The following is a 10,739-nucleotide window of genomic DNA, read 5'->3' on the forward strand; positions in this document are numbered from 1 at the left end:
TGCTTTTTTATTCTAATTTGATAAATACATCATTTATTTGATCTAAGGAATCTTTGCTCCAAAGCATCCGTTTTTTCATCAAACAGTAGGATAAACATCAGTTTGATATTTTTGGATGTAGTACAATTTCTCTCTTCAAATGTACAACCAGTATTTCCGTTTTATGTCTTATTTTCAGCAAAAGCTTAACACGCAACTCACTTCTACATTTGAGCTTCTGTCCCGACTGTTTGATTTGACTGGATTAGTTTATTTACATGACCAAGGTACACCTGTTATTGCATTTTTACCCAAAGAGTTTTTAATTTTTCAGCAATATAATCTTCAACAATTTCAACAAATACAATTCAATCAATATCAAATCAAATCAGAAGTATGCTCTCTCCTAGACTTCTCTCAGTTTGATGGCACCTCCTCTTCTGATCATCCTGATGGATTTTATGGTGGATATATTGGTTTCTTTAGTTATGACTATAGTGCAGATCAATTTACAACAATTGATGCACGTCCACAGCCAAGTTTTTTCTTGGGTCAATACACTAGCTTTTTAAAGTTTCAGCAAGGTGAATGGTACTTTTATAGTGATGAAGTTCAGGCTAAGAGTATCTATCAACACATTTCCGATTTGATCAATACACCAAAACAACTCAATGCACTGTCTTTAAATCAGCAATGCCACCCTCGTTGGACGAAACAGCAGTACTCCACTGCATTCAACCAAGTTCAGGAGTACATCAAAGCAGGCGATTGTTATCAAATTAATCTGACTCAAGAATTTACAGCAAATGTACAAGGCTCATTATTAAGCCGTGCCCATGATTTATGGGAACTCACTCAAGCACCTTATGCAGGTTATCTTAAAATCAATGATTTTGAATTGCTTAGTTGCTCTCCTGAACTCTTTATTGAGTTTAAAAACAATCGAGAAATTAAAACACGTCCAATCAAAGGCACCATGCCACGTTTTGACGATCCACAACAAGATCAGATCTCAAAGGATAAACTCAGCCACTCTGAAAAAGATCAGGCTGAGAATGTCATGATTGTCGATTTGCTCCGCAATGACTTGAGTGTCTATGCTGAGACAGGCTCTGTTGAAACAACCAAATTATTTGAAATTGAAAGCTTTAATCAAGTCCATCATATGGTCAGCGAGATTACGGCAATCTTAAAAGCAGAAATCAATCCAATGCAGATGCTATTGTCTGCCCTCCCTGGGGGGTCGATTACAGGTGCACCCAAAATTAGGGCGATGCAAATCATTGAAGAATTGGAAGGTGCACCACGAGGTGCCTATTGTGGCAGCTTAGGTTATTTTAATTTCGATGGTACAGGTTGTTGGAATATCTTGATTCGTAGTATTCAAAAATATCAGGACCAATTATCCATGTGGGCGGGTGGCGGCATCACCATTGCCTCTGATGCAGAAGCAGAATATCAAGAATGCTTTGATAAAGTTTCTGCCATGCTTGATTTACTCAATACATGGCAGGCTTCTGAACAGTAAACTTCAATATCGATTTATAAAATTTGCGTTTTAAGCGTATCGACTAAACGCTGATTTTGTTCATCTGTACCAATCGTGATACGCAAGAATTGATTAATTCGCGGCTTATTGAAATAACGCACAATAACTCCCTGTTCACGCAATTTTTGAGCCAGTTGAGCAGCGTCTTGTTGAGGATGCGTAGCAAAAATAAAGTTGGCTTTTGATGGCAATACATCAAAGCCTAAATCAGAGAGATCACTCACCAATTTTTCTCGGCTCTCAATCACTTTGGCACATTGCGCTTCAAAATAAGCTTGATCTTCAAATGAAGCTACGGCGGCGGCTATCGCAAAGCGATCGATTGGATAAGAGTTAAAACTATTTTTGACTGCTTCAAGTGCTGCAATCAAATGCGCTTGTGCAATCGCAAAACCAACGCGTAAGCCAGCCAATGAACGAGATTTAGATGTCGTTTGGCAAACCACTAAATTTTCATAGCGATTGACCAATCGCACCGCCGACTCAGCACCAAAATCGACATAAGCTTCATCAATCACAACCACACGATCTGGATTTGCCTTCAGCACCTGTTCAATCTCATCTAAACCAAGCGCGATACTGGTTGGGGCATTCGGATTGGTGATAATAATACCGCCATTTTCCTGCGCATAATCCGATACATCAATTTCGAATTTTTCATTCAAAGGAATCTGCTTGGTCTGCGTAGCAAAAAACTGGCTATAAACTGGATAAAAGCTATAGGTAATATCTGGATAAAGAATCGGTTCTTTTTGGATAAAAAAAGCTTTGAAAATATGTGCCAATACTTCATCCGAACCATTGCCTACAAACACTTGAGCCACATCAACATACTGCTGTTTGGCAATCGCCTGCTTTAACGCCGTCGCGTCTGGGTCAGGGTATAGACGTAACGCATCAGCATGATCTGCTAAAACAGCTTGCACTGCTTCTACCACTTTTGGTGATGGCGGATATGGGTTTTCATTGGTATTGAGTTTGAGTAAGTTCTGAATTTTAGGCTGCTCACCAGGTACATAAGGCTCTAATTCACGAACCTCTGGACTCCAAAAACGCATTTGTTCTGCTGTAAACGTCATTTTATATTCTCTTGTTGCCCACTCCTAACCTCTCCCAATCGGAGAGGAATCTTCAAACCTATTTCACATCTATAGAGACAAGTCCCCTCTCATTTTAGGAGAGGGTTAGGGAGAGGTTTATATTTATTATAGTGCTAGACCACAACACACACTTCAAGCTTAAACTTCGTAACGATAACGGGCTGAGCGCGCATGGGCATCAAGATTTTCTTGCACTGCCAACACATCCGCTGCTTTTGCCAAGCTCTTCACACCCTCTTTAGAGCACATAATTAAGCTAGAGCGTTTCTGAAAATCATAAACACCGAGCGGTGAAGAAAAACGTGCTGTCCCCGATGTCGGCAAGACATGGTTTGGACCGGCACAATAGTCCCCAATCGCTTCTGGTGTATAACGTCCCATAAAGATCGCCCCTGCATGACGAATCGCCTGACTCATCAATTCAGCATCATCAAGACAGAGTTCTAAATGCTCTGGCGCAACCTGATTTATCAGTTCAATTGCTTCTGCACGATCTTTTACCAATACCAATGCACCACGATTTTGAATCGATGTTTTGGCAATTTCGGCTTTTGGTAATTCAGTTAAGTGCTTTTCAATCGCGGCTTCAACTGCATTTAACAGCGCTTCATCAGAGGTAATGAAAATCGCTTGTGCAACGGTGTCATGCTCTGCTTGAGACAATACATCCATGGCTAGCCATTCAGCATTATTTTCACCTTCGGCATACACCAGAATTTCCGAAGGCCCTGCAATCATATCAATACCGACTTGACCAAACACCGCACGTTTTGCGGCTGCTACAAAGCGATTACCTGGTCCTGTAATTTTATCTACTGCTGGAATGGTTTGTGTTCCATAAGCCAATGCTGCAACGGCCTGTGCACCACCAATAGTAAACACTCGGCTTACGCCTGCCAAATAAGCAGCTGCCAATACCAATGGATTCAACTCACCATTTGGTGCAGGAACCACCATAATAATTTCAGGAACGCCTGCTACATGTGCAGGCAAAGCATTCATGAGTACCGACGATGGATAAGAGGCTAATCCACCTGGCACATAAATTCCAACACGATCCAGTGGTGTAACTTTCTGACCTAGGGTATTCCCCAGATCATCGACATAAGTCCAACCTTCCTGCTTTTGTGCCTGATGGAAAGTACGAATGCGTTTTGCAGCAAGTTCTAATGCTTCACGGATTTCAACACTTAAACCCTCAAATGCAGTTTTGAGCTGTGCCTGAGTCAGTTCTAAATCAGAGAATTGATGCGCTGGATGTCGATCGAACTGTTGCGTTAATTTAAGCACGTGATCATCACCATGCTGACGAACATCAGCAATAATTTGATCTACAGTTTGTATTAATTGAGGATCATTAACCGTTTCAAATGCTAAAAGTTCAGCAAATGTCTGTTTAAAATTTTGATCCTGAGTCGATAAACGTCGCATCAATTTACCCACAAGGCGAAAAAGAGAACGCTAAGTTTACTCTTTTTCAGTACGCTTGTGGGCACAATGTAGGCTAAAAAAATCAATGGGAAAAAATGAGTTCTTCGATCACCCCATCATTCTACTTTTATTTGCTTAATCAAAATATTTAAGCAACAAGAACAAAAAGTTAAAAATTATTTTCCTTCCCGTGTCACAAAGCAAAAGGCTGACTCGTCAAATGAGTACCTACTTTGATTTTAATCAGGAACACGACAATGACGACGCTTAATATTCATCCTAAAAAACATTTACCAGAGTCACTTCATTACCTCTATCAAGTTCATCAAAACATTCTCGATTCAGCTCTGATAGATCGCTCGCTTTATCATCTTGTTCTATTACGTGCCTCGCAAATCAATGGTTGTGCTTTCTGTGTGAAGATGCATATTGCAGAAGCCTTGGCAGATGGTGAAATACAATCACGCTTGGATCGCTTGGTGGTATGGCGACATTGCAATGATTACACAGATCAGGAAAAAGCAGCCTTTGCTTGGGTTGAAGCACTCACGACTTTGCATGTGCTCACTGATTATGAACCGTTAGGCATAACCCTATTAAAAAATTTCAGTGAAGCACAAATTTCAGCTTTAACTTTACTGATTGGCATGATTAATTTGTGGAATCGAATTGCAATTTCACAGCATTAACATCTATGAAAGCATCGGGCATGATTAGCCAACAAGATTTAACTATTTTTGAGACAAGCCGAACATTTCTGTTCGGTCTTGCTTACCGAATATTAGGAACAACGAGTGATGCTGAAGATGTCTTACAGGATATTTTTATAAAATGGCAGCAGCAACCTAGGCAAGATATTCTCAATCCTCAAGCTTGGTTGACCTCTGTATGCACACGCCATTGCATTGATCTACTTCGTGCTCACCACAGATCTAGAACTGAATATACGGGAACATGGTTACCTGAACCCTATCATCATACAGAATCATTCTCGGTCGAATCTGACTACACCCTCTCCACTGCCTTCCTTTTGGTTCTTGAAAAACTTTCGGTTAAAGAGCGTGCAGCATATTTACTACATGACATCTTTAATCTTGATTATGTTGAAATTTCAGAAATCCTTCGGGAACAACAAAGTAATTGTCGACAATTGGTGACCCGTAGCAGAAAACGTATTGCAGATGAACCGAACGTTCTCTCGAATCATCCGACTCAGCAGCAAATCAACTTACTCAATGCATTCAAGGTCGCCATTCATTCACATGACCTGAATCAACTCACACAATTACTTAGTGACGATATCCAATTTGCAGCAGATGGCGGAGGTAAAGTCTCAGCGATTCGACAGCCTTTCATTGGCCAACCATCTATATTACGTTTCTTTGAACGCTTGCTTTTTCAGGCGTGGACAGAGCTTTCTTGGGAAATGTGCCATATCAATGGCAGTGTCGGTTTTAAACTCTATGACTCAAACCATTGTTGTGTCATGGCACTAACTTTTGCTTTCAATGATCAGCAACAACTGCAAAGCATTTATTCTTTACGTAATCCAGATAAACTCAAATAAAAAGGCCAACCGAAGCTGACCTTTTTATTCAATTCTATCTAAAACTTAGTTTTGACGTGCTTTAATGGCTTGTTCAAGTTGCGTCAAAATCGGATTTAACACCGCTTGCTTACGCTTAAAGCTTGCCTTATTGACAATTAAACGTGAAGAAACTTTGCAAATTTCTTCTAATGGTTCCAAACCATTGGCACGTAAAGTATTGCCCGTATCAACCACATCGACAATGTAATCACCCAACCCAACCAAAGGTGCAAGTTCCATTGATCCATATAGCTTAATGACATCCACCTGCTCACCGAGGCTTGCATAATATTGACGGGTCAAGTTGACGTATTTGGTTGCGATCTTTAAACGGCCTTTTGGTCGTTCCATGCCGACTTTACCCGCTGTCATCAACTTACAGTTGGCAATTTTTAGGTCAAGCAACTCATAAACATGTTGCGCACCATGTTCCATCAATACATCTTTACCCGCTACACCAAAGTCTGCTGCACCATTCTCAACATAAGTCGGAACATCAGAAGCACGTAGAATCAAAATACGAACTTTTTTGTGCGTCGTTGGGAAAATCAATTTGCGTGATTTATCTGGATCTTCAAGTAAATTAATACCCGCTTTTTCAAGCAACGGTAATGTTTCCTTTAAGATACGACCTTTACTGAGTGCTAAAGTTAAACCATGATCAAAATTGCCCATTACGTCAAAATTTGGATCATCGTTTCTTAAGTCATTCATCCTTTTACTCGCTTAATCTGAGCACCTAAACTTTGCAATTTTTCTTCCACATGCTCGTAGCCACGATCGATATGGTAGATACGATCAACCAGTGTTTCACCTTCAGCAACCAAAGCCGCTAAAACAAGTGAGAATGAAGCACGCAAATCAGTTGCCATGACAGGTGCAGCCTGAAGTGTTTCTACACCTGTTACGACCGCATCATGTCCTTCAACTTGAATGTTAGCACCCATACGTGAAAGTTCTGGTACATGCATAAAACGGTTTTCGAAAATGGTTTCAGAAATCGTTGCAAAGCCACGTCCAATCACATTGACTGCCATAATTTGCGCTTGCATATCGGTTGGGAATTCTGGATGCGGTAATGTTCTAAAGCTCACAGCTTTTGGACGTTTGCCCTGCATATCCAATTCAATCCAGTCATCGCCACGCGTGACTTCCGCACCCATTTCTTCGAACTTATCCAATACTGCTTCTAGTAATAAAGGATCAGTATGCGTGGTTTTCACTCGTCCACCAGTAATGGCAGCAGCAGCTAAATATGAACCAGTTTCAATACGGTCTGCAACAACGGCATATTCGCAGCCATGTAAACTTTCAACACCCGTAACAACAAGCGTATCCGTATCTAAACCTTCAATTTTAGCGCCCATCTTAATCAGCATTTGCGCAAGATCGGTGATTTCTGGTTCACGAGCAGCATTACGAATCGTGGTCACACCTTCAGCGAGTGCAGCAGCCATCAAGATATTCTCGGTACCACCAACGGTCACCATATCAAAGACAACTTCACCACCTTTCAAACGACCATCAACTGAAGCATGGACATAGCCATTTTCAACTTCAATCTGCGCACCTAAAGCTTCTAAAGCTTTTAAGTGTTGATCGACTGGACGTGAGCCAATCGCACAGCCGCCTGGTAATGATACTTTTGCATTACCATAGCGCGCTAACAAAGGACCAAGCACTAAAATAGATGCACGCATGGTTCGTACAAGTTCATATGGTGCAAACTGGTTATCTAATGTTGATGCATCAGCACAAACCGTTTCACCTTCATAACTCATGGTCACACCAAGACCAGCAATCAACTTAACCAATGTATTTACATCTTTTAAATTGGGTACATTCGTGAGCGTAATCGGAGAGTCAGCAAGGATCATTGCTGCAAGTAAAGGTAAAGCTGCATTTTTAGCACCAGAAATGCGTACTTCACCTTCGAGCTTAACACCGCCCGTAATTAAAAATTTATCCATTAATATTTAAGCTCCGAAAAGGCTTGCTTTGCGCCATTCGTCTTTTGTCATTGCGCGAATCGTCACAGCGTGAACTGCACCACTCGCAATATAAGAATTTAGAGGTGCATAAACGGCTTGTTGACGAGCAACGGTACGTTTACCTTCAAACTGATCATCCACAATACGAAGGTCAAATTTCCCAGCTTGACCGCTCACTGCTACTTCTGCTTCAGGGAAAGCTTCTTTTAAAATTTGCGTGAGCTGCTCACTATTCATTACAAGGCCTCTTATACAACCATTGGTGTAAAACCAGCTATTTTACTATAACTTTTTCACATAATTCAGTAAGCAGTTTCTTTTTTTATCAATAAAAAAAGAGGCTTCACAAAAAGCCTCTTATATAAAAATAAAAATTAACTCAAAAGTGCCAGCTCATGCTGATACGAACATTGAATTTTTCGATGTTTCGCCAGCTGGCGTTTTAATTTATCTGTCAGTTTTCGAATCGAAGTATACATATCATCGGCTGTCGCCTGTGCAAACAGTTCTACCCCCGGCAAACGTATAATCGCTTCAGCGATATGATTTGCACTACCTTTGTGTGAACGTTTGTCAATTTGATGATCTTTAGCCAGCTTGATTTGCATACTATTGACCTGATCTAAATGTTTAGTCATTTGACTAAACTTTTCTTTTATATTTTCTTCAATGGCTGGTGTAATGGTTAAATGGTGCCCACGAATCGTTATTTGCATAATTCTATCCCTCACCTTTTTCTCAGGATACAAGAAAATCGCTTCAGCAAATTTAATGCACATTATCAGTGGTTCAATATCCATTAAATCATTTCAGCGATTCCTCTAGTGATCATTAAAAAAATTCATTATTCCGTAATAATGAACCCCTAGAATAGTCACACCTTGAAATTTAGATCAAGACTTTTCTTTCAGAAGATGAGGCAATATGTAACGATTCACGATATTTTGCCACCGTGCGTCGAGCCACCTCAATCCCTTCATTCTTCAACATTTCAGCAATTGCATTATCCGACAAAGGCTTACGTGGATTCTCACTGGAAACGAGTTTTTTTATCATGGCACGAATTGCCGTCGATGAAGCCTCACCACCTGTTGTTGTTCCAACATGACTAGAAAAGAAGTATTTCAATTCAAATAAACCACGTGGTGTCAGCATATATTTATTGGTTGTTACACGAGATACAGTCGACTCATGTAATTCAACTTCTTCTGCCACATCACGAAGTACTAAAGGCTTCATCGCTTCTGGGCCTTGCTCCAAAAAAGCTCTCTGATGCTCAACAATACAGGTTGCCACTTTCAACAAAGTCTTATGGCGTTCATCAATACTCTTGATAAAATTTTTCGCTTCCAGCATTTGATTACGCAAATAGACATTATCGTCACTTTGGTCAGCTCTACGAATCATGCCTGAATAAAAAGAATTGATCCGTAACTTAGGTAATACATCAGGGTTAAGCTGAACTTGCCAATGTTGATCTTTCTTCGACACCACTACATCGGGGACTTGGTATTCAGATTCTTGTTGATTGAATTCCAGTCCAGGATATGGCTTTAAAGTTTTTAACAAATCAACGGCACTTTTTAATTGCTCTTTAGATAATCCTGTTTGCTTCAACAACTTATTCAGGTCATTCGAAATGAGTAATTCATAATATTTCAATAAATTTCTAGCCTCAGCTAGATAGGGAACTTTGTCATTAAAAGTTTCTAGTTGGATTTTCAAGCATTCTGCTAAATTTCTTGAGCCTACACCAATAGGATCGAGGCGTTGAATATGTTTTAAAACAACAATAATTTCATCTTGCTCAACCTCTTCCTCACTCTCCATTTCCTGTAAAAGGCGGGAAACTGCGAGTAAAATGTCATCCAACTCTGCATCAAGGAATCCTTTATCATCAAGAGAGTCGACGATGCAATACGCAATCAATTTGTCTACCGTTGAAAAATGCAAAAGATTGACTTGATCTAAGATATGCTCTTTGAGGCTTAAATGTACCTGACGATTATCTTCTCTTTCTTCATATTCGGGTGATGCCAACGCTGTAGATTGATGGGTATAAATATCATCCCATTCAGTATCAACAGGTAAATCATTTGGAAGATGATCCGCATTCAGCTCAGTAGTTAAGTCTCCATTCTCTTTTTCTTCTAGAGAAGAAAGACTTTCCGTTGTACCCATATCTTCTATTTTTTCAAGTAATGGATTACTGTCTAATTGGATTTGAATTTCTTGTTCAAGTTCCAAACTGGATAACTGTAAAAGACGTATGGCCTGCTGCAATTGAGGAGTTAACGATAAACTGTTCGCTACTTTCAATCCAACAGATAATTTCATAGTCTTTCCTTTTATTAAAATAAGCAAAAAACATGCCTATAAAAATATTTATAACATAAAGCAATGTTTCCGCATACAAGGAAAGTGATTTTAGACTGACTAATTTGTTCAAAAAAATTAACTTATAGAGGATTGTTATAGAAACTAAAAATACATCAATCAGAGTAAGAATTAATATAAAGAATAAATTTATCTTTTAGCTCTACTCTTCCTATGACTTACCAAACAGATCACTCATCATTAGAACTTAACCACATACCAATTTTATTTTTATCAAATGCGCATAAAAATTTATCCTGCGCATGATATGTAAGCGATACCCACGTATTACTTGTGAAATTACTATAATATCTAGGGTTAGAAAAATCCTTATGAAAAGCATCAAGAATATTTTTTAATTCAAGCTCTTCTAATCTTTTATCAGAACCATAATTAATAGCTTCATTCGCCATTAGCATAAAAATTTTATCAAAATCCTTGATGGATACCTCATATAATCCCGTTTTTGGTAAAACTATATCTTCATAGCAATTTAACCATGGGAAAAAATTATAAGAACTTCGTTGGCTAATGATTAATTCAAAGCTTTGATAATTAAGTTTATTTGAAGTATTAGGAATACATAGATAGCCAAAATAACAATCCTCCCATATTTCTAAGTATTGCTCAAAAATTTCATTTACTTTCATTTATTTTCCATTTTTTCTTATAAAAACTTCTACAATATAATCAATATACCCACAATAAAAAACACCCCCTCTGCG

Annotated in this window: 11 protein-coding genes; 3 read left to right on the forward strand and 8 right to left on the reverse strand. The window is 39.2% G+C overall.

Going from position 1 to position 10,739, the window contains the following annotated elements:
- Positions 1-163: 163 nt before the first annotated feature.
- On the forward strand, positions 164-1,507 hold the full coding sequence (locus A7P55_RS08685) for an anthranilate synthase component I family protein (RefSeq protein ID WP_171551829.1): 1,344 nt from the start codon (positions 164-166) through the stop codon (positions 1,505-1,507).
- 14 nt (positions 1,508-1,521) lie between these two features.
- Here A7P55_RS08685 and hisC read toward each other — a convergent pair whose 3' ends face one another.
- Positions 1,522-2,607, reverse strand: coding sequence for a histidinol-phosphate transaminase (gene hisC / locus A7P55_RS08690; RefSeq protein ID WP_171551830.1), 1,086 nt, complete (start codon positions 2,605-2,607; stop codon positions 1,522-1,524).
- Positions 2,608-2,766: 159 nt separating this feature from the next.
- Positions 2,767-4,059, reverse strand: a complete 1,293-nt coding sequence (gene hisD / locus A7P55_RS08695) for a histidinol dehydrogenase (RefSeq protein ID WP_171551831.1) — start codon at positions 4,057-4,059, stop codon at positions 2,767-2,769.
- A 257-nt stretch (positions 4,060-4,316) separates the two neighbouring features.
- Between hisD and A7P55_RS08700 the strand changes: the two genes are divergently transcribed.
- Complete coding sequence (locus A7P55_RS08700; RefSeq protein ID WP_171551832.1) at positions 4,317-4,748, forward strand: carboxymuconolactone decarboxylase family protein; 432 nt, start codon at positions 4,317-4,319, stop codon at positions 4,746-4,748.
- A 5-nt stretch (positions 4,749-4,753) separates the two neighbouring features.
- Positions 4,754-5,626 carry a sigma-70 family RNA polymerase sigma factor gene (locus tag A7P55_RS08705; protein WP_171551833.1) on the forward strand — a complete coding sequence of 291 codons (873 nt, stop codon included), beginning with the start codon at positions 4,754-4,756 and terminating at the stop codon, positions 5,624-5,626.
- A 45-nt stretch (positions 5,627-5,671) separates the two neighbouring features.
- Here A7P55_RS08705 and hisG read toward each other — a convergent pair whose 3' ends face one another.
- The 6 genes from hisG to A7P55_RS08735 form a co-directional block, all read right to left on the reverse strand.
- Positions 5,672-6,361 carry an ATP phosphoribosyltransferase gene (hisG, locus tag A7P55_RS08710; RefSeq protein ID WP_005151374.1) on the reverse strand — a complete coding sequence of 230 codons (690 nt, stop codon included), beginning with the start codon at positions 6,359-6,361 and terminating at the stop codon, positions 5,672-5,674.
- Positions 6,358-7,617, reverse strand: a complete 1,260-nt coding sequence (gene murA, locus A7P55_RS08715; RefSeq protein WP_171551834.1) for a UDP-N-acetylglucosamine 1-carboxyvinyltransferase — start codon at positions 7,615-7,617, stop codon at positions 6,358-6,360. Before murA ends, hisG begins: the two co-directional genes overlap by 4 nt.
- 6 nt (positions 7,618-7,623) lie before the next feature.
- Positions 7,624-7,875 carry a BolA family iron metabolism protein IbaG gene (ibaG, locus tag A7P55_RS08720; protein WP_005151378.1) on the reverse strand — a complete coding sequence of 84 codons (252 nt, stop codon included), beginning with the start codon at positions 7,873-7,875 and terminating at the stop codon, positions 7,624-7,626.
- A 137-nt stretch (positions 7,876-8,012) separates the two neighbouring features.
- Positions 8,013-8,354, reverse strand: coding sequence for a ribosome-associated translation inhibitor RaiA (gene raiA / locus A7P55_RS08725; protein WP_004655596.1), 342 nt, complete (start codon positions 8,352-8,354; stop codon positions 8,013-8,015).
- A 172-nt stretch (positions 8,355-8,526) separates the two neighbouring features.
- Positions 8,527-9,975 carry an RNA polymerase factor sigma-54 gene (locus A7P55_RS08730; RefSeq protein WP_216078003.1) on the reverse strand — a complete coding sequence of 483 codons (1,449 nt, stop codon included), beginning with the start codon at positions 9,973-9,975 and terminating at the stop codon, positions 8,527-8,529.
- A 230-nt stretch (positions 9,976-10,205) separates the two neighbouring features.
- Positions 10,206-10,664, reverse strand: coding sequence for a hypothetical protein (locus A7P55_RS08735; protein ID WP_171551836.1), 459 nt, complete (start codon positions 10,662-10,664; stop codon positions 10,206-10,208).
- Positions 10,665-10,739 lie beyond the last annotated feature (75 nt).

Origin of the sequence: Acinetobacter sp. Ac_5812 (assembly GCF_013072695.1) — a bacterium.
Lineage (GTDB): Bacteria > Pseudomonadota > Gammaproteobacteria > Pseudomonadales > Moraxellaceae > Acinetobacter.

Excerpts from the sequence above, each read along its gene's own strand:
- A7P55_RS08700 (WP_171551832.1), top strand. The coding sequence starts at position 4,317 with ATGACGACGCTTAATATTCATCCTAAAAAACATTTACCAGAGTCACTT.
- A7P55_RS08685 (WP_171551829.1), top strand. The coding sequence starts at position 164 with ATGTCTTATTTTCAGCAAAAGCTTAACACGCAACTCACTTCTACATTT.
- A7P55_RS08705 (WP_171551833.1), top strand. The coding sequence starts at position 4,754 with ATGAAAGCATCGGGCATGATTAGCCAACAAGATTTAACTATTTTTGAG.
- A7P55_RS08730 (WP_216078003.1), bottom strand. The coding sequence starts at position 9,975 with ATGAAATTATCTGTTGGATTGAAAGTAGCGAACAGTTTATCGTTAACT.
- hisC (WP_171551830.1), bottom strand. The coding sequence starts at position 2,607 with ATGACGTTTACAGCAGAACAAATGCGTTTTTGGAGTCCAGAGGTTCGT.
- hisD (WP_171551831.1), bottom strand. The coding sequence starts at position 4,059 with ATGCGACGTTTATCGACTCAGGATCAAAATTTTAAACAGACATTTGCT.
- raiA (WP_004655596.1), bottom strand. The coding sequence starts at position 8,354 with ATGCAAATAACGATTCGTGGGCACCATTTAACCATTACACCAGCCATT.
- A7P55_RS08735 (WP_171551836.1), bottom strand. The coding sequence starts at position 10,664 with ATGAAAGTAAATGAAATTTTTGAGCAATACTTAGAAATATGGGAGGAT.
- hisG (WP_005151374.1), bottom strand. The coding sequence starts at position 6,361 with ATGAATGACTTAAGAAACGATGATCCAAATTTTGACGTAATGGGCAAT.
- murA (WP_171551834.1), bottom strand. The coding sequence starts at position 7,617 with ATGGATAAATTTTTAATTACGGGCGGTGTTAAGCTCGAAGGTGAAGTA.
- ibaG (WP_005151378.1), bottom strand. The coding sequence starts at position 7,875 with ATGAATAGTGAGCAGCTCACGCAAATTTTAAAAGAAGCTTTCCCTGAA.